This window comes from Streptomyces sp. NPDC085900 (assembly GCF_044540925.1).
GTDB classification, from domain to species: Bacteria; Actinomycetota; Actinomycetes; order Streptomycetales; family Streptomycetaceae; genus Streptomyces; species Streptomyces gilvifuscus.
This window is the reverse complement of the sequence record NZ_JBITSP010000007.1, coordinates 143,957-161,812: the sequence shown is the minus strand read 5'-3', so window position 1 is coordinate 161,812 and position 17,856 is coordinate 143,957. Positions and strand designations below refer to the sequence as shown.

The window sequence follows — 17,856 nt, the reverse complement described above, 5'->3', positions numbered from 1 at the left end:
CTGCCTACGGCTCCGCCCTGCCTACAGCTCCTTCTCGTACCAGGCGACGTCCCAGTAACGGCCGAACTTCCGGCCCACCTCGCGGTACGTACCGACGTGACGGAACCCGAAGCGTTCATGCAGCCGCGTGGACGCTTCGTTGGGCTGGGCGACGCCCGCGTAGGCGCGGTGCAGGTCCTCGTCGGCCAGGGCCTCGAAGAGGGCCTTGTACAGCAGCGTGCCGATGCCGCGCCGGCCCGCGTGCGGGGCCACATACACCGTCGTCTCCACCGAGGTCCCGTACGCGGGCTTGGCTCGATAAGGGCTGGATGTGGCGTAGCCCAGAATTTCCTGTGTGTCCGCTTCCGTGGCAACCATCAGGCGGTACGGCCCGTCTTCAGGGTGGGAGAGCAGCCACGGACGGCGCTCCTGAGGAGTGAAGACGGCTGTGTCGAATGTGATGGGCGTCTCACGTACGTAGTGGTTGTAGATGTCGGTGAGGGCTTCGAGGTCGCTCTCGACTCCCGGCCTGACCTGCACCTCTGCACGCTCCGACGGCATCGGACCTCCTCATGTGGCCGGACAGGGTACTGCATGATCAGAAAAAACGAGGGACGGGTTGGGAATTCTGTCCGGATTCCAGTCGTTGTTTCCATCAGACGCAGGGCACCCGACAAAGGTGCTGAGCGGTACTCGAAGGCGAGTACCGGCGTCCAGAACCACCCGCCAGCCCTCCTCCGGTCTCGACTTCGCTCGAGCGGGGGGACCCCGATACGCAAGGGAGCACGCATGGCAACCCGTGCCGTCGCCCGTCGTCAGTCCGCCGCCGGCGAGACCGGTGACGCGGCACGCAGTGTTCGCGCTCATGGCGGCGAGATCGCAGACCGCGACCTGGTCGGCATGTACCTCGACGAGATAGCGCGCACACCGCTGCTCGACGCCGCCAAGGAGGTCGAGCTGTCCCAGATCATCGAGGCGGGTGTGTTCGCGCGACAGGTTCTCGACGGGTACGAGGAGTCCAAGGCCGAGGCCACCCGCGAGGAGCTGGAGGCTCTTGTCGCCCAGGGTGAGCGCGCCAAGGACATCTTCATCCGCTCCAACCTCCGTCTGGTCGTGGCCGTGGCCCGCCGCTACCCCCGTAGCGGCCTGCCCCTGCTGGACCTGATCCAGGAGGGCAACGCCGGCCTGGTCCGCGCGGTCGAGAAGTTCGACTACCGCAAGGGCTTCAAGTTCTCCACGTACGCGACCTGGTGGATCCGTCAGGCCATCACCCGCTCGATAGCCGACCAGTCCCGCACCATCCGCCTCCCCGTCCACCTGGTGGAGGAGCTGGGCCGGATCCGTCGTGTGCAGCGCGAGTTCAACCGCGAGCACGGCCGTGACCCGGAGCCCGCGGAGATCGCGGCCGAGCTCGGTTCCAACCCCGAGCGCGTGACGGACGTCCTGGACTGGGCCCGCGACCCGGTCTCCCTGAACATGCCGGTGGACGACGGGGGCGAGACCCAGTTCGGCGACCTGCTGGAGGACACCTCCGCGGTCTCCCCGGAGCAGTCGGTCCTGACCCTGCTGCGCAGCGAGGAACTGGACGACCTCATCGGCCGCCTCGACCCGCGCACGGCCTCCATCATCAAGATGCGCTACGGCATCGAGGACGGCCGGGAGCGCACGCTGACCGAGGTCGGCAAGGAGCACGGTCTGACGCGCGAGCGCATCCGTCAGATCGAGAAGCACGCGCTGCTGGAGCTGAAGAAGCTGGCCCGCGACACCGGCTTCGAGGCGGCGGCGTAACACCGACGGCCGCTGCGGCCGGGGCGTGCGCGTGGGGGCGCGAGCGAGCCGGCCCGCCGCGGCGGCGTACGACGGCCGCGGGCCGCGTACGCCGGGTGGCGGAAGACCGCGCAAACATGGCGCGTAACGCCGCTTCAACCGGCGGTGCCCTGGGAAAAAGACTTCAGGGCACAGGAGTTCGGGCGAACCGACAGACGTTCGGGGCGACCCGGACCGGCACGACCGGCCCCTGAACGACCCTCTGGACCAAGTCCCGACGCACACCCCCCCGGCGCCGGGACTCTCCATGAGCCGGGCTTCGGCGCCCCTCCCCCCGGGCGTCGTAGCCCGGCTCTTTTTTCGTCCGTCGGCTTTGCCGTCTGCTGCCGTCTGCGGGCATCTTCCGGCGGCCGACACCGTCTGCCGCCGTCTTCCGCCGGCCGACGTCGGCGTCCTCGCGCATGCTGGGTGCTTCCGGGCACGTTGGAGGGCGGGGCACCCCGAACCTGAACCCCGGGGTGGCCCGCCGGTGGCAGATTGTGCCACATCGGCATAGCCTGCCGATGTGAGCAGCCCCACCCCCGCACCGAACCCCCGCTCCTCCACGGCGGCGCCGCTCTCCCTGACCGAGCGGCGCAAGGCCGCGACCCGGATGGAGATCGCCCGCGCCGCGGCAGGCCTGTTCGTACGGCAGGGCCTGCGCGCCACCCGCGCGGAGGACATCGCCCAGGCCGCGGGAGTCGCTCCCCGCACCTTCTACCGCTACTTCGCGACCAAGGAGGAGGCCGTCGCCCCCCTCTACGCGGCGGGCGCCGAGCGCTGGACGGACGCCCTCGCCGAGGCCCCCGCCCACCTCTCCGTCCCCCAGGCCCTGGAACACGCGGTCCGCCACACCCTCACACCGGGCGCCGGCGTCTCGGCGGCCTCCTGGGAACTGGTCCGCACCCTCATCCGCCTGACCGACGACAGCCCGGCACTGGGCAAGGTCTGGGCGGAGGTGTGCCAGGAGTCGGAGGGGCGGCTGGGGGAGGTGCTGGCGGGGAGGCTGGCGGGCGACGGGACTGGAATTCGTCGTGAAGGTGGGCATGACAACGTTGGCAGTCGAGCAGCCGTGTCCCCGCAGTTGAGGTTCGCCGCCGCCGTCGCCGGGGCCGCCGTGCGGGTGGCCGTCGAGGTGTGGGCTGCGGGAGGGGCACCGGCGAGCGGGGAGCAAGGCCCGGCGGCGCTGGCGCTGCGGAACCTGGGGGCGGTACGGGACTTTCCCTGGGCCGGGATCGAGGAGGAGGCGTAGCAACCGCGGTGTGCGGCGCGACCCTTGATGTCCGGCGCCGTCACCCACCCGCGGCGTGCGTCAGCCGCGCCCCCAACTCCCTTACGTGCTGCACCAGTTCCGCAGGCTCCTGCACGGTGAACTCGAAGCCCAGCAACGCCAGCCGTACCGCCGTCCACTCGGGCGCGTCCCCCGATCTGCCGCGCAGACGGCAGGAGTTCGCGTCCAAGGGCTCCGGAGCCCCCAGCCACGCCGGTACCTTCGCGGCGACGGCCTCTGCGGACGCGGCGAAGGTGACCTCGAAGTCGTAGACCTCCTGCTGGCGTTGCATGGAGCGGCGCAGGAACTCGGCCGCGTCCCCCGTGGGCAACTCCCGCGGAGCGAACCGTGCGCCGGTCGCGAAGGGCTCGCTCACCCGGTCGACGCGGAAGGTCCGCCAGTCGGCGCGGTCGAGGTCGTAGGCGACGAGGTACCAGCGGCGTCCGGTCGACACGAGCCGGTACGGCTCCGTCAGGCGCCGTGATTCCGTTCCGTCCCCGGCCCGGTAGGCGAAGCGCAGCCGCTCCCGTCCGGCCACCGTGGAGGCCATCACGGTCAGCGTCTCGGGCGCGATGCTCGCCCCGTCGCCGCTGGTCAGCGGGGTGGTCGCGGCCTGGAGCGTGGTGACGCGGTGGCGGAGGCGGGAGGGCAGGACCTGCTCCAGCTTGGCGAGGGCCCGTACGGAGGCCTCGTCGACGCCTTCGAGGGCGTGCCCGGCGCCTGCCCTGAGGCCCACCGCGATGGCCACGGCCTCCTCGTCGTCGAGCACCAGCGGGGGCATCGCCTTGCCCGCGACCAGCCGGTAGCCGCCGTCGGCGCCCATGGTGGCCTGCACGGGATAGCCGAGTTCGCGCAGCCGGTCGATGTCCCGGCGGACCGTGCGCCGGGACACACCGAGCCGCTCGGCGAGCTCTCCGCCGGGCCATTCGCGGGGGGTCTGGAGGAGGGAGAGGAGCGTCAGGAGCCGGGCCGGGGTATCCGTCGTCATGATGTCGAGGATGCCGCACAAGTAGGACCTGTTCTGTCCTAATGGGGGCATAGCTTCGAGCCATGAACCGCATCGAGAACCCCGTCGTACCGCCGGACCGGCGCCGCTGGTTCGCCCTCGCCATCGTGATGACCGCGGCCTTCATGGACCTCGTCGACGTCACGATCGTCAACGTCGCCATCCCGTCCATCCAGCGGGACGCGGGCGCCTCCTTCAGCCAGATCCAGTGGATCACGGCCGGCTACGCGCTGGCCTTCGCCGCCGCACTGATCACGGGAGGCCGTCTCGGTGACATCCATGGCCGAAAACGACTGTTCCTGATCGGCATCGGCGGTTTCACCCTCGCCTCGGCGCTGTGCGGCTTCGCCGCCAACCCGGAGATGCTCGTCGCCTCACGCGTCCTGCAGGGCGGTATGGCCGCGATGATGGTGCCGCAGGTGCTGTCGATCGTGCACGCCACCTTTCCGGCGCACGAGCGCGGCAAGGTCTTCGGGCTCTTCGGGGCCGTCGTGGGCCTGGGCGCGGTACTCGGCCCGCTGCTGGGCGCCCTGCTGACGGAGTGGAACCTGTTCGGGCTCGAATGGCGGCCCATCTTCCTCATCAACCTGCCGGTCGGCATCGCGGGCCTGATCCTGGGCAGCCGCTTCATCACCGAGTCGAAAGCGCCGCGGGCGCTCAAACTCGACCTGGTGGGCGTGGCGCTGGTGACACTGGGGCTGCTGATGCTGCTCTACCCGCTGACCAGGGGACGCGAGCTGGGCTGGCCGCTGTGGGGGTACGCCTCGATGGCCGGCGCGCTGCTGGTCTTCGGCGCGCTGGTGGCGTACGAGAGGCGGAAGGCGGCGCGGGACGGCTCGCCGCTGGTCGAACTCTCGCTGTTCCGGGTCAAGAGCTTCGCGGCCGGTATCGCCGTGCAGACCGTCTTCGGGGTCGCGCTCGGCGTGTTCTTCCTGGTGTGGACGCTGTACATGCAGATCGGCCTGGGCTGGAGCCCGTTGCGGGCGGGCCTGACCGGAATTCCCTTCTCGATCGCGGTCTCGACGGCGGCGGGACTGTCCGTGCAGAAGCTGGTGCCGCGCTTCGGGCGGAAGGTGCTCCAGGCGGGCGCGCTGCTGATGGCGGTCGGCGTACTGCTCTACATCTGGGAGTCCGACCGGTACGGCCTCGGCATCGCCTCCTGGCAGATGGCGCTGCCGCTGGTGGTGATGGGCGTAGGCATGGGGCTGATCGTCGCGCCCCTGACGGACGCCGTGCTCACGGACGTACCGCGCGAACACGCCGGCTCGGCGTCCGGGCTCATCAACACGGTGCAGCAGATGGGGAACGCGCTGGGGCTGGGACTCGTGTCGGTGGTGTTCTTCGGCGCGATCGGGGACCGGCTGACGCTCGCGCAGGTGGGACCGGCGTACGTGCACGCCTTCCAGCACGCCCTGGGGTGGGTGGCGGCCGTGATGACGGCGATCTTCCTGCTGATGTTCGCGCTGCCGCGGCGGGCGGCACAGCAGGTCGGGGGCGGTGAGGTTTCGGACGTCTCGGTGGCGGCGGACGGCGAGGTCGCGCCGGCCTCCTCCGGCGGCCGGCAGGCCCGGGAGGGGGCGGGGGTGTAGCGGACGGACGCGGTGTCGTAGGTGAAGGGCGCGGTGTCGCGGACGGACCTGGTGTAACTGGCGGACGGACGTGTTCGCTCGGCGTGCGGTGAGGCACGTCGGCTGCGGGGCCCTCCCACCTCCCTCAGGGGGTGGGAGGCCCGTTTGTGTCCGGATGGCGCCCGGAACTGTTTACTTTCCGGAAATCCGGGCGTAGCCTCCGGGGAGAAACCACAAGTTCGGGCATCAGGTGGAAACACTCGGACATCGAGGCGGAGGCGAACGGAGATGTACGCACCCGAGCGGCAGCAGGAGATCCTCCGGCTCGCCCGTGACGGCGGCCGCGTGGACGTCGTGTCGCTGGCCGAGGAGTTCCAGGTCACGGCGGAGACCATCCGCCGGGACCTGAAGGCCCTCGACCGCGCCGGCCTGGTCCGCAGAGTGCACGGCGGCGCCATACCGGCCGGACGCCTCGACTTCGAGCCGGACCTCGCCGAGCGCGAGGGGACCTCCACGGACGAGAAGGACCGCATCGCGAAGGCCGCCGTGGCGGAACTGACGACCGAGGGCACGATGATCCTCGACGCGGGTACGACGGTGGCACGCCTCGCCGCCGCGATCCCGCTGGAGTCCTCCCTCACCGTCGTCACGCACAGCCTGCCGATCGCCGCGCGTCTCGCCGACCATCCGGGCATCCAGCTCCACCTCGTCGGGGGGCGCGTGCGGCACCGCACGCGCGCCGCCGTCGACGCGTGGGCGCTGCGCGCGTACGGCGAGATCCGCGCCGACGTGCTGTTCGTCGCGGCCAACGGCTTCTCCGCCGAGCACGGCCTGACCACCCCCGACCTCGCCGAGGCCGCGGTCAAGCGCGCGGCCGTGGCCGCCGCCCGCCGCGTGGTGCTGCTCGCCGACTCCTCCAAGCACGGCCAGGAGCACTTCGCCCGCTTCGGCGACCTGAGCGACGTGGACCTGCTGATCACCGACAGCGGGCTGAGCCGAGAAGACGCCGTCGATATCGAGCGCGGCGGCACGGAAGTAGTGCGCGCATGATCCTCACCGTCACCCCCAACCCCTCCCTCGACCGCACCTACGAGGTCCCCTCGCTCGACCGCGGCGAGGTCATCCGCGCCACCGGCGAGCGCATGGACCCGGGCGGCAAGGGCGTGAACGTCTCGCGCGCCGTCGCGGCCGCCGGGCGGCGCACGGTGGCGGTCCTGCCCCTGGGTGGTGCGCCGGGGGCGCTCGTCGCCGACCTGCTCGACGCGCAGGGCATCGAGGTCGCGCCGGTTCCGGTCACCGGCGCCACCCGCTCCAACATCGCGCTCGCCGAGGCGGACGGGGTGCTGACCAAGATCAATGCGCCGGGTCCGGAGCTGTCGGCGGAGGAGCAGGAACTGCTGCTGGAGACCGTGCGCGCGCAGTCGCGCGACGCGGACTGGATCGCGTGCTGCGGGAGCCTGCCGCGGGGTCTCGCGCCGGCGTGGTACGCCGATGTCGTCGCGCGGGCGCACGCCGGGGGCGCGCGGATCGCGCTGGACACCTCAGGGCGTGCGCTCCTGGAGGCGCTGCGCGAGCGGCCCGACGTGGTGAAGCCGAACGCCGAGGAGCTCGCGGAGGCCGTCGGACGCCCCCTGGCAACGGTGGGCGACGCGGTGAAGGCGGCCGAGGAGTTGCGCGAGATGGGCGCGCGCGCCGTGCTCGCGAGCCTGGGCGCCGATGGACAGCTCCTGGTGGACGGCGCGGGCGCCTGGTTCGGCAGCGCGCGCGTGGACGTCGTACGAAGCAACGTGGGCGCCGGCGACTCGTCCCTGGCCGGTTTCCTGATCGCCGGCGGCAGCGGCCCGGAGGCGCTCGCCTCGGCGGTGGCGCACGGCGCGGCGGCCGTCCAGCTGCCCGGAAGCGTGATGCCGACGCCCGGCGACCTCGACCTGGCGGCGGTGACGGTGACCGCCGATGTGCCGGTGGACCGCGAGTTGTCGGAGCCGGTGTCATGAACGTCCGTACCGGCCCGGGTTGGGGAGTCGTGAACGTCCGTACCGCGCCTGGTTGGGGAGTCGTGAACGTCCGTACCGCGCCTGGTTCGGGAGTCGTGAACGTCCGTACCGGCCCGGGTTCCGGAGTCGTGAGCTTCCGTACTGGCCCCGGTTCCGGTGTCCGGCATACGGCCGCCGGGCGGCGAGGCTCCCCGTTACTCGCCGCGGCCGACGGGAGGCAGGGCCACCTGAGCCGCCCTGCCCTCACTGGGAGGCGGGGTTTCCCCGGCCTCGCCTCCACGGGCCCGGCCTCCACAGGCCCCGCCCACACCGGCGGTCCCGAGTTTCCCGCCACCCCCCACAGCACCCCTGTCCCCACCCCCGCCCACCCCACTCCACGGGCGATACGCGTGCGAAGGAGCCCGCGATGAGCGAGATGATCACCGCGGACCTGGTCGATCTCGACCTGTCCGCCGACAGCAAGGAAGCGGCGGCGCGTGCCCTCGCCGAGCGCATGGTGGCCCTGGGCCGGGTGACCGACCTGGAGGGCTTCCTCGCCGATGTGGCGGCGCGCGAGGCGCAGATGCCGACCGGCCTGGACGGCGGCATCGGCATCCCGCACTGCCGCAGCGAGCACGTCACCGAGCCGACGCTCGCCTTCGGGCGCAGCACCGCGGGGATCGATTTCGGCGCGGCGGACGGTCCCGCCGACCTGATCTTCCTGATCGCGGCGCCCGCCGGTGCCGACGACGCCCACCTGACGATCCTGTCGTCGCTGGCCCGGCAGCTGATGAACGCGGAGTTCACCGCCGCGCTGCGGTCGGTGGAGGACGCGTCGGCCGCGGCCGCGCTGATCCGCGGGGACGAGGCGGCCGAGGCGCCCGAGGCGGCGGCCGAGGGCGCCGGCGCCACGGAGGGCGCCTCCGAGGACTCCGTGGCGTCGTCGGTGGCGGCCTCCGCCGACGACGCCACGGACAGCACCGCTGCGGCGCCGGGCGCGAGCGCCTCCGGCGAGGACGCCTCCGCCGAGCGCCCGTTCCGCATCGTCGCCGTCACCTCCTGCCCGACCGGCATCGCCCACACGTACATGGCGGCCGAGTCGCTGGAGAACGCGGGCCGCGAGGCGGGCGTCGAGGTCGTCGTCGAGACGCAGGGCTCGGCGGGCTTCACCCGGCTCGACCCGGGCGTCATCGCGGCGGCGGACGGCGTGATCTTCGCGCACGACGTCCCCGTACGGGAGAAGGAACGCTTCGCCGGCAAGCCCACCGTCGACGTCGGCGTGAAGGCCGGCATCAACCGGCCCGGCGAGCTGATCACCGAGGTGCGCGGCAAGGCCGCGCGCGGTGAGGTGACCGCGGGCGCCCCCTCGGGCGCGGGCACGCCGGTCGAACGTGCCGGCGACTCCGGCGAGGGCTACGGCACGAAGCTGCGCAAGTGGCTGATGTCCGGCGTCAGTTACATGGTCCCGTTCGTCGCGGCCGGCGGTCTGCTGATCGCCCTCGGGTTCGCGGTCGGCGGATACAAGATCAAGTCGGCGCCCTCGGTGATGGACCACTTCGTGTGGACGCAGACCGACAGCTGGGCCGCCCTGATGTTCCAGATCGGCGCCGTGGCCTTCGGCTTCCTGGTGCCGGTACTGGCCGGCTACATCGCCTACGGCATGGCGGACCGCCCGGGCCTCGTCCCCGGCTTCGTCGGCGGCATGATCGCCTCCACGATCAACGCGGGCTTCCTCGGCGGCCTGGTGGCCGGTCTGCTGGCCGGCGGCGTGGTGATGGCCATCCAGAAGATCGACATCCCTCCGGTGCTGCGCGGCATCATGCCGGTGGTGGTGATCCCGCTGATCTCCTCGGCGATCGTCGGGTTCCTGATGTTCGTCGTGGTCGGCAAGCCCATCGCCTCCGCCCAGAAGGCCATGACCGACTGGCTGAACGGTCTCTCCGGCTCCAACGCCATCCTGCTCGGCGCCCTGCTGGGCCTGATGATGTGCTTCGACCTCGGCGGTCCCGTCAACAAGGTCGCGTACACCTTCGCCACCGCCGGCATCGCCGTCTCCAACCCGAGCGACTCCGCGATGAAGATCATGGCCGCGGTCATGGCGGCCGGCATGGTGCCGCCGCTGGCGATGGCCCTGGCCACCACGGTCCGCGGCAAGCTCTTCACCGAGACCGAGCGCGAGAACGGCAAGGCCGCCTGGGTCCTCGGCGCCTCCTTCATCTCCGAGGGCGCCATCCCGTTCGCCGCCGCCGACCCGCTGCGCGTCATCCCCTCCGCCATGGTGGGCGGCGCGATCACCGGCTCCCTGTCGATGGCCTTCAGCACCACCCTGCGCGCCCCGCACGGCGGCATCTTCGTGGTCCCGCTGATCGGCAACCCCTTCCTCTACCTGATCGCCATCGCGGTCGGCGTGTGCGTCACCACCGCCCTGGTCGTCGTACTGAAGGGCATGCGCAAGCCGGCACCCGGCGCCGTGGGCGCCGGCAAGGCGGACGGCGCGGCCGCCACGGCGGAGGCGAAGCAGCCGGTCGCGGCGTGAGGCTCTGTTTGTCCCTTTGAGGCGCTGTGGCGTGTTCACGGCACCTGCGAGATACGTCACGGTCCGGGCCCAAAGGCCCGGACCGTGGTGTCTACTAGGCGCATGCCTGATGAGCACGTCCCGGTTCTCCAGTCGATGGGTGCGGCGATACTCCTCCTCACCGCAGCCCTGTGGGTGTTCGCCCTGTACGCCCTCTCCCGCCGCGGTCACTTCGGGCCGGTTCCCCGGCTCGCCGGCGGCCGCAGTCCGCGCCTCCTGCCGCGTCGGCGCCAGTCCGCTCCCCACCTGGAGTCGGTCGAACTGACCCCGGCGGAGAGAGCGGCGTTCGCGGGGCTCGTACGACAACTCAGCGACGGCCGCTGAGGCGTACGCCGGGGGCGCGCATCCGAACCGCACGCCGGGGCGCGCGCTGATATCGGGCGCGGGGGACGGGCGCTCAGCACCGTCCGCGTCCGCTCCTCAGGAGACCTGCGCCGCCCGCCGCTCCATGGCGTCCCGGGCCGCGTCCTCCGTGACGTACACCTCGCACATGTGCCGCCCGTCGGGCGTCGCCGTGTGTTCGACCTCCCAGAGGGAGACCTCCTCGCCGTCGCGCAGCAGGAACGCGTGCTCGTAGAGCGCGAAGCACAGTCCCGCGCGCCGCACACGGCAGGGGCGCCCGAAGGCCTGCGTGATCTGGTGCGCGAACGCCGTCGTGAGTAAAGCGGCCGTCTCCGCGCCCGGGCGGTCGGCGTTCTCCGCGCGGCGCAGGAGCCGGCGCGCGTGGTCCGCCGAGTCGTCCGGCACGTACGCGTGACGGGGCGCGGGGACCGGCGACAACTGCACCGTCACCGGCAACTCGAAGTCGGGTGTGTCCGGCGGCAGGGGCAGGCGCGCGGTGGCGGCGCGCAGCTCCTCCTCGTCGACGTACACCTCGTGCTGGGCGGCGCTGCCCGGCGCGGGGTTGTGCACGAGCTCCCACAGGGTGAGTGCCGAGCCGTCGGCGAGCAGCCAAGTGTGCCGGTACGTCTCGCGGTGCAGCCCCGAACTGTGGTGCGCGGAGTGCAGCGAGCTGTCGTGCGCCAGCGCACAGTCGAGGCGCTGTATGACCTCGTCCGGCAGCTCGAAGGAGTTCAGGGCACGGCCGAGGAGTCGCGCGAGGTGCTCCTCCGGAGACTCGGGCGACTCGGGTGGTTCGTACGCTGCTGTCTCGTACGGAACGCTCAAGGTTTCTCCCGGCGTTGCTGCATGTCACCTTGTGGGTGCATACCGTAGCCCCTCGGTCGGACATCATGTCCGGGAACCGAGAAAACGTGCGCACACAAAACGAGCGGGCCGTGTGAGAAATTCCCACACGGCCCGATGGCCTGTCAGAACCCGCTGCTCAGGCGGCCCTTGAGGCGATCATGAGCGGCGCACGGCGATCACGCGGCGCTTCCCGCGACCCACTCGTTCCACGGCAGGTTCCAGCCGTTGAGTCCGTTGTCCGGCGCCACCGTCTTGTCGGGGGAGTTCTTGACGATCACCACGTCCCCGACGAGCGAGTTGTCGTAGAACCACTTGGCGTTCGTGGCGCCCTGCGCGCCCTGTACGTCCGCGAGCCCCACGCAGCCGTGGCTGGTGCCCTCGCGGCCGAAGGGCGGGTTGGCCTTGTTGTACCAGTAGTTGCCGTGGAGGAACGTCCCCGACGTCGTCAGGCGCATCGCGTGCGGCACGTCCGGGATGTCGTACTCGCCGCCCAGCCCGACCGTCTGGCTGTTCATGCGCGTCTGCACGAACTTCTCGGAGATCACCATCTGCCCGTTGTACGTGGTGTGCTCCGGGCTGCCGGACGAGATCGGCAGCGTCTTGAAGGTCTTGCCGTCCCGAACCACCGTCATGGTCTGGGTGTTCACGTCGACCGTGGAGACCTGCGAGCGCCCGATGGTGAAGGTGACGGTCTTCTTCTGCACCCCGTAGACGCCGTTCGCGCCCTCGACCCCGTCCAGGTCGATCTTCATGGTGACCTTGGAGCCGGCCTTCCAGTACTCCTGCGGCCGGAAGTCGAGCCGCTGCGACCCGAACCAGTGCCCGACCACCTTCTGCCCGCTGCTGGAGGTGAGGGTGATGTGCGACTGCACGGCCTTCCGGTCGCTGATCACCTTGTCGAAGTTGAACGACACCGGCATCCCGACCCCGACCGTGGTCCCGTTGTCCGGCGTGTAGGTTCCGATGAAGCTGTTCGCCGAAGTGACCGTGGTGAAGATGGAGTTGGCGGCGGCCGTACGACCGTTCGAGTCCTTCGCGGTCGCCGAGATCTGGTACTTGGTCCCGCGCTCCAGCTGTCCCTTCGGCTTCCAGGCGCCGCCGTTGCCGGATATCGAACCCGGCACGGACTGTCCCGTGCCCGCCACCGTCATCTTCACGTCGGTCAGTTCGCCCCCGCTGACCTTCACGCCGGTCGTGTTGATCGAGGCGTCGGTCGAGCCGTCCTTCGCCGAGATGACGATCTTGGCCGTGGACGTCTTGGCCGAGCTGTTGCCGGTCTTGCTGTCGTTGTTCGAGTCGGCGTTGGCGTCACCGCCGCAGGCGGTGAGGGTGAGGGCGCCGACCATCAGGACGGCACTTGCCCCCAGTGCGCGCCGCGCTGCCATGTTCGGCGTTTTCACGTGCTGCTCCCCGTTCTCGTGGTGTGCGTGCTCCGCTCCAGTGCGTGGGAAAAGAGGGGGCAGGTGGTCGCGGAGGTTCCCGCCGTACGCCTTGGACGCCGTCACGTGACAGAACCGGGACAATGTGGCGAGAGAGGGGTTGTGGCTGGTGGGGGGCGCAGGCGCGCGGGTGCGGCGTGCGCGGCGCGGCGCACCCTGTGAACTCGGGCTGCGCGCTCGGTGCGTGCGGTCGGCGCGGGCTCAACGGCTCCCGTACAGCTCCTCGTACGACGGCCATGTCCCGCCCGGCCCGTCCACCGACTCCGCGGCGCGCACGGCGCGCACGATGGCCCGCGCCACCAGATCCGCGCCCGCGGCGAGGATCTCGTTGAGGGCGAGGGGGTGTTCGGCGTCGAGCGGGCGCGCCCCCGTCGCCAGCGCGAACACCGTGTCGCCGTCGTTGAGCAGGTGGACCGGCCGCACGGCGCGCGCGATGCCGTCGTGCGCCGTGCCGGCGAGCTTCTGCGCCTGCGCCTTCGACAGGTCCGCGTCGGTGGCGACCACGGCGAGGGTGGTGTTGAGCGGCGGGCGCCCGTTCTTCGCCGCACACTCGGCGAGACGCCGGCGCGCGGACTCGTGCACGCCCGCCTCCGGGTAGTTCACGCGCCCTTGGAACAACTCGCCGTACAGGACGCCCGTTTCGGGGTCCATCGCCGAGCCCGCCGCGTTCGCCACCACCAGCGCAGCCACGGTGATCCCGGAGCCGAGAACAGCGCTCGCGGTGCCCACTCCGCCCTTGAGCGGCCCGACGGCCGCGCCCGTTCCGGCGCCCACGCACCCTTCCGGCACGGGCGCGCCGACCGCACCGGCCGCGGCTGCCTCGACCGCGGCACGGCCGGTGGCGGCGCCGGGCCGGGCGCGGAAGTCGCCGCCCCGCCCCAGGTCGAAGACGCACGCGGCGGGCACCACCGGCACGACGTGCGCGGGATCCGGCCCTACGCGCACCCCACGCCCCTGCTCCTCCAGCCAGCCCATCACGCCGGAAGCCGCGTCGAGCCCGTACGCGCTGCCGCCGGTCAGCACGACCGCCTCCACCTTCTGCACGAGGTTGCGCGGGTCGAGGGCGTCGGTCTCCTTCGTGCCGGGGCCGCCGCCCCGGACGTCCACGGCGGCCACCGCGCCGCCTTCCGGGGCGAGGACGACGGTGGTTCCGGTGAGCCAGCCGTCACCGGTGTGCGTCGCGTGGCCCACGTGCACTCCGATGACGTCGGTCAAAGCGTCAACTGCCATGGACCCAGTGTGGACCGGGCCCATGACGTGAGGGGCCCGTCAGACGACCGGAGTCGTCGCCCGCTCCCCGCTCGCCCCGGTCCTCCGGCGCTCCTTGGACAGCATGTGTGCCGTCAGGGCCACGCCGGTCGCCACTGCGAGTCCCGACACGATGCCGGCCGCGAGCACCGCCCAGTCGCCCAGGAAGGTGCAGGCGATCACCAGGAGCGCCGTGACGGGCAGCACCAGCTGCTGCGCGATGCCCACCTTGAAGTAGCGGGAGTGCAGCGCCCACACCGTGAGCAGGTACAGCGCCGTCGGCAGGGTCACGGCGGCCGACGCGGCCAGCGTGGAGATGTGTGCCTTGCCGACCGCCTGCTCCACGGCCACCTCCAGTCCCGCTCCGATCGCCGCGGCCGAGGCGAAGATCAGGTAGTGGCCGTAACCCCAGATGAACGCCTGCCTGCTGGTGCGCAGGCGTCCGTGGATCGGCACGACGAAGTAGATCCACCAGGCGGCGAAGACGATGAGCAGTCCGCCCGCCGCGATCGGAAGCAGTTCGCCCAGCGCGTCGTGCTCGTCCACCCCCGACTTCACGGCGGCGGTGGCGGCGGCGATCGTCTCGCCGAGCACGATGATGGTGAACAGCCCGTAGCGCTCGGCGATGTGGTGCGGGTGCCAGGCGGTAGTGGAGTCCTTCTCCGCGTAGAGCGGTACGCAGAGCTCCGCGATCGCCATCACCAGGAAGACCCAGGGACGGGCCGGCTCGGGCAGCACGACCAGCCCGAGCCAGCCGACCAGGCAGAGCAGGACGCCGCCCGCGTACCGAAGGGCGGCGGTTCTCTCCGCGCCCTGTGCCGATCTCGCCGCTCTCAGCCACTGCGCCGCCATCGCCAGCCGCATGATCAGGTAGCCGAGCCAGACCACGGTGTAGTCGTGGTCCTCGAAGGCCCGTGAGATTCCGGCGGCCAGCACGAGGACGCCGGCGATCTGGACGAGGGTGACGACCCGGTAGAGGGCGTCGTCGTTGTCGTACGCCGAAGCGAACCAGGTGAAGTTCATCCAGGCCCACCAGATGGCGAAGAACTGCATCGCGTAGCTCATGATGCCGTTGCCCGCGTGCCCGTCCGCCACGGCGTGCACCAGGCCGACGCCCGCCTGGGCGATGGCCACGACGAAGCACAGGTCGAAGAAGAGCTCGAGCGGTGAAGCGACACGATGTGCCTCGTCGCGACCGCGCGCGGTGAGCCGACGCAGGGGTCTGTGGCGTTCGTGCGCGCCGGAGGGCGCCGGGGGAGGAGTCGAGCTGGACGTCATGGACCCAAGCACACCAGATAACCTGCCGAAATTCTTGTGAAGCGATTCACAAGCAGTCGCGGTCCTAAGGTCCCGACGAAAAGGCAAGGTCAGCGCCCTCCGCTTCCGTTCTGATCGATTATCGATAGGACCTTTGGACCGAGATCGGGGACCAACGCAACTCCCTGCGGCGCCCGCCCCGGCGTGCAATGGATCCGTACCCACGAAGCGATGCGGAAGGTCTCGGCCATGACTGCCACTCCTGCGGAAACCACTCCCGTCACCCCTGCCGAGGAGACGCCGCGCGAACCGTCCCCGCGAGGAGACGCCTGGAACGGCTTCCGCGGCGGCCTGTGGCGCGACACCGTCGACGTCCGCGACTTCGTCCAGCACAACTACACCCCCTACGAGGGCGACGGATCCTTCCTCGCCGGACCCACCGAGCGCACCGACAAGGTCTGGAACCAGCTCCTCGGGATGTTCCCGGCCGAGATCGAGCGCGGCATCTACGACGTCGACACCAAGACGCCCTCGCGCATCGACGCCTTCGCCCCCGGGTACATCGACCGCGACCTCGACCTGATCGTCGGCCTCCAGACCGACGCCCCGCTCAAGCGCGCCATCATGCCCAACGGCGGCTGGCGCATGGTCGAGGCCGCCCTGAAGGCCTACGGGTACGAGCCTGACGCGGCGGTCCGGGAGATCTACACCAAGCTCCGCAAGACCCACAACGACGGTGTCTTCGACGCCTACACCCCCGAGATCCGCGCCTGCCGCTCGTCCGGCATCATCACCGGCCTGCCCGACGCCTACGGCCGCGGCCGCATCATCGGCGACTACCGCCGCGTCCCCCTCTACGGCGTGGACCGGCTCATCGTCGCGAAGCGAGCGGACAAACTCGCAGTCGAAGTCCTCTGGCCGAGTGCGGAGGTGATCCAGGAACGCGAGGAAATCTCCGAGCAGATCCGCGCCCTCGAAGAACTCAAGGCCATGGCCCTCTCCTACGGCTACGACATCTCCGGCCCCGCCCGCACCGGCCGCGAGGCCGTCCAGTGGCTCTACTTCGCCTACCTCGCCGCCGTCAAGGAACAGAACGGCGCTGCCATGTCGATCGGCCGCATCGACGCTTTCCTCGACATCTACCTCCAGCGGGACATCGAGGCCGGCCTGCTCACCGAGTCCGAGGCCCAGGAGATCATCGACGACTTCGTCATCAAGCTCCGCATCGTGCGCTTCCTGCGCACCCCCGACTACAACGAGCTCTACTCCGGCGACCCCACCTGGGTCACCTGGTCCATGGGCGGCATCGGCACCGACGGGCGCCCCCTGGTCACCCGCACCACCTTCCGCGCCCTCAACACGCTCTACAACCTCGGCCCGGCCCCCGAGCCCAACCTCACCGTCTTCTGGTCCCCGCGCCTCCCGGAGGCCTTCAAGAAGTACGCCTCCCAGGTCGCCATCGACACCAGCGCCCTGCAGTTCGAGTCCGACGACCTCATGCGCCCCAAGTACGGCGACGACACCGCCATCGCCTGCTGCGTCTCCGCGATGGCCATGGGCAAGCAGATGCAGTTCTTCGGCGCCCGCGTCAACGTCGCCAAGGCCCTCCTCTACGCCATCAACGGCGGCCGCGACGAGAAGACCGGCAAGCCGGTCGTCGAGGGCTTCGAGCCGATCACCGACGAGTACCTCGACTACGACACCGTCCTCGCCCGCTACGACGCCATGCTCGGCTGGCTCGCCAAGACGTACGTGCACGCGCTCAACGTCATCCACTACATGCACGACAAGTACGCCTACGAGCGCCTCGAAATGGCCCTGCACGACCGGGCGATCCTGCGCACCATGGCCTGCGGCATCGCCGGCCTGTCCGTCGCGGCCGACTCGCTGTCCGCCATCAAGCACGCACGCGTGAAGGTCGTGCGGGACGAGACCGGCCTGGCCGTCGACTACGTCATCGAGGGCGAGTACCCGGCGTACGGCAACAACGACGACCGGGCCGACGACCTCGCCCGCTGGATCGTCCACGACTTCATGGAGAAGGTCCGCCGTCATCCGACGTACCGCGACGCGGTGCACACCCAGTCGGTCCTGACGATCACCTCGAACGTCGTCTACGGCAAGAAGACCGGCAACACTCCCGACGGCCGCCGCGCGGGCACCCCCTTCGCGCCCGGCGCCAACCCCATGAACGGGCGGGACGAGCACGGCTACATCGCCTCGGCGCTCTCCGTCGCCAAGCTCCCGTACGACGACGCGGAGGACGGCATCTCCCTGACCAACACCATCACCCCGGACGCCCTGGGCCGCACCCCCGAGGAGCGCGTCGCCAACCTCTCCGGCGTCCTGGACGGGTTCATGGCCGACGACGGCTTCCACATGAACGTCAACGTCCTTGACCGGGCAACCCTGGAGGACGCGATGGAGCACCCCGAGAAGTACCCGCAGCTGACCATCCGGGTCTCCGGCTACGCGGTCAACTTCGTCCGCCTCACCCGTGAGCAGCAGCTCGACGTCATCAACCGCACCTTCCACGGCTCGCTCTGA

At 70.9% G+C, this 17,856-nt stretch carries 14 protein-coding genes; 8 read left to right on the top strand and 6 right to left on the bottom strand.

Annotated elements, in window-relative coordinates; genetic code table 11:
• Positions 1–21: 21 nt before the first annotated feature.
• Positions 22–540, bottom strand: coding sequence for a GNAT family N-acetyltransferase (locus ACIGDI_RS24720; RefSeq protein WP_272177593.1), 519 nt, complete (start codon positions 538–540; stop codon positions 22–24).
• A gap of 228 nt (positions 541–768) precedes the next feature.
• On the opposite strand from ACIGDI_RS24720, the gene ACIGDI_RS24715 reads away from it, so the two are divergent.
• Positions 769–1,767, top strand: a complete 999-nt coding sequence (locus tag ACIGDI_RS24715) for an RNA polymerase sigma factor RpoD/SigA (RefSeq protein ID WP_399900368.1) — start codon at positions 769–771, stop codon at positions 1,765–1,767.
• A 544-nt stretch (positions 1,768–2,311) separates the two neighbouring features.
• Positions 2,312–3,037, top strand: coding sequence for a TetR/AcrR family transcriptional regulator (locus tag ACIGDI_RS24710; RefSeq protein WP_399900365.1), 726 nt, complete (start codon positions 2,312–2,314; stop codon positions 3,035–3,037).
• Between the two features lie 40 nt (positions 3,038–3,077).
• On the opposite strand, the gene ACIGDI_RS24705 is transcribed toward ACIGDI_RS24710, so the two are convergent.
• Positions 3,078–4,043, bottom strand: coding sequence for a helix-turn-helix transcriptional regulator (locus ACIGDI_RS24705; protein ID WP_399900362.1), 966 nt, complete (start codon positions 4,041–4,043; stop codon positions 3,078–3,080).
• Positions 4,044–4,105: 62 nt separating this feature from the next.
• Between ACIGDI_RS24705 and ACIGDI_RS24700 the strand changes: the two genes are divergently transcribed.
• The 5 genes from ACIGDI_RS24700 to ACIGDI_RS24680 all read left to right on the top strand — a co-directional run bounded on the left by ACIGDI_RS24700 (position 4,106) and on the right by ACIGDI_RS24680 (position 10,501).
• Positions 4,106–5,650, top strand: coding sequence for an MFS transporter (locus ACIGDI_RS24700; RefSeq protein WP_399900359.1), 1,545 nt, complete (start codon positions 4,106–4,108; stop codon positions 5,648–5,650).
• Between the two features lie 267 nt (positions 5,651–5,917).
• Positions 5,918–6,679, top strand: a complete 762-nt coding sequence (locus ACIGDI_RS24695; RefSeq protein ID WP_399900356.1) for a DeoR/GlpR family DNA-binding transcription regulator — start codon at positions 5,918–5,920, stop codon at positions 6,677–6,679.
• Positions 6,676–7,623, top strand: a complete 948-nt coding sequence (pfkB, locus tag ACIGDI_RS24690; RefSeq protein ID WP_200705684.1) for a 1-phosphofructokinase — start codon at positions 6,676–6,678, stop codon at positions 7,621–7,623. Before ACIGDI_RS24695 ends, pfkB begins: the two co-directional genes overlap by 4 nt.
• A 406-nt stretch (positions 7,624–8,029) precedes the next feature.
• Positions 8,030–10,138: a fructose-specific PTS transporter subunit EIIC gene (locus tag ACIGDI_RS24685; protein WP_399900354.1), complete on the top strand. Its 2,109-nt coding sequence runs from the start codon at positions 8,030–8,032 to the stop codon at positions 10,136–10,138.
• A 102-nt stretch (positions 10,139–10,240) separates the two neighbouring features.
• Positions 10,241–10,501, top strand: a complete 261-nt coding sequence (locus tag ACIGDI_RS24680) for a hypothetical protein (protein WP_399900352.1) — start codon at positions 10,241–10,243, stop codon at positions 10,499–10,501.
• A 96-nt stretch (positions 10,502–10,597) separates the two neighbouring features.
• On the opposite strand, the gene ACIGDI_RS24675 is transcribed toward ACIGDI_RS24680, so the two are convergent.
• From ACIGDI_RS24675 to ACIGDI_RS24660, 4 genes are all read right to left on the bottom strand, one after another.
• Positions 10,598–11,344 (bottom strand): DUF6227 family protein, encoded by a 747-nt coding sequence (locus tag ACIGDI_RS24675; RefSeq protein WP_399900349.1) that lies wholly within the window; start codon positions 11,342–11,344, stop codon positions 10,598–10,600.
• A gap of 197 nt (positions 11,345–11,541) precedes the next feature.
• Complete coding sequence (locus ACIGDI_RS24670) at positions 11,542–12,711, bottom strand: Ig-like domain-containing protein (RefSeq protein WP_399901168.1); 1,170 nt, start codon at positions 12,709–12,711, stop codon at positions 11,542–11,544.
• 294 nt (positions 12,712–13,005) lie between these two features.
• Positions 13,006–14,034 (bottom strand): P1 family peptidase, encoded by a 1,029-nt coding sequence (locus tag ACIGDI_RS24665; protein WP_399900346.1) that lies wholly within the window; start codon positions 14,032–14,034, stop codon positions 13,006–13,008.
• 39 nt (positions 14,035–14,073) lie between these two features.
• Positions 14,074–15,330, bottom strand: coding sequence for a low temperature requirement protein A (locus tag ACIGDI_RS24660; protein ID WP_399900344.1), 1,257 nt, complete (start codon positions 15,328–15,330; stop codon positions 14,074–14,076).
• A gap of 228 nt (positions 15,331–15,558) precedes the next feature.
• Between ACIGDI_RS24660 and pflB the strand changes: the two genes are divergently transcribed.
• Entirely contained in the window at positions 15,559–17,856 is a 2,298-nt protein-coding gene (gene pflB, locus ACIGDI_RS24655; RefSeq protein WP_390629077.1) for a formate C-acetyltransferase, read from the top strand.

Excerpts from the sequence above, each read along its gene's own strand:
- ACIGDI_RS24705 (WP_399900362.1), bottom strand. The coding sequence starts at position 4,043 with ATGACGACGGATACCCCGGCCCGGCTCCTGACGCTCCTCTCCCTCCTC.
- ACIGDI_RS24715 (WP_399900368.1), top strand. The coding sequence starts at position 769 with ATGGCAACCCGTGCCGTCGCCCGTCGTCAGTCCGCCGCCGGCGAGACC.
- pflB (WP_390629077.1), top strand. The coding sequence starts at position 15,559 with ATGACTGCCACTCCTGCGGAAACCACTCCCGTCACCCCTGCCGAGGAG.
- ACIGDI_RS24700 (WP_399900359.1), top strand. The coding sequence starts at position 4,106 with ATGAACCGCATCGAGAACCCCGTCGTACCGCCGGACCGGCGCCGCTGG.
- ACIGDI_RS24720 (WP_272177593.1), bottom strand. The coding sequence starts at position 540 with ATGCCGTCGGAGCGTGCAGAGGTGCAGGTCAGGCCGGGAGTCGAGAGC.
- ACIGDI_RS24670 (WP_399901168.1), bottom strand. The coding sequence starts at position 12,711 with ATGGTCGGCGCCCTCACCCTCACCGCCTGCGGCGGTGACGCCAACGCC.
- ACIGDI_RS24695 (WP_399900356.1), top strand. The coding sequence starts at position 5,918 with ATGTACGCACCCGAGCGGCAGCAGGAGATCCTCCGGCTCGCCCGTGAC.
- ACIGDI_RS24665 (WP_399900346.1), bottom strand. The coding sequence starts at position 14,034 with ATGGCAGTTGACGCTTTGACCGACGTCATCGGAGTGCACGTGGGCCAC.
- ACIGDI_RS24685 (WP_399900354.1), top strand. The coding sequence starts at position 8,030 with ATGAGCGAGATGATCACCGCGGACCTGGTCGATCTCGACCTGTCCGCC.
- ACIGDI_RS24660 (WP_399900344.1), bottom strand. The coding sequence starts at position 15,330 with ATGACGTCCAGCTCGACTCCTCCCCCGGCGCCCTCCGGCGCGCACGAA.
- ACIGDI_RS24680 (WP_399900352.1), top strand. The coding sequence starts at position 10,241 with ATGCCTGATGAGCACGTCCCGGTTCTCCAGTCGATGGGTGCGGCGATA.
- pfkB (WP_200705684.1), top strand. The coding sequence starts at position 6,676 with ATGATCCTCACCGTCACCCCCAACCCCTCCCTCGACCGCACCTACGAG.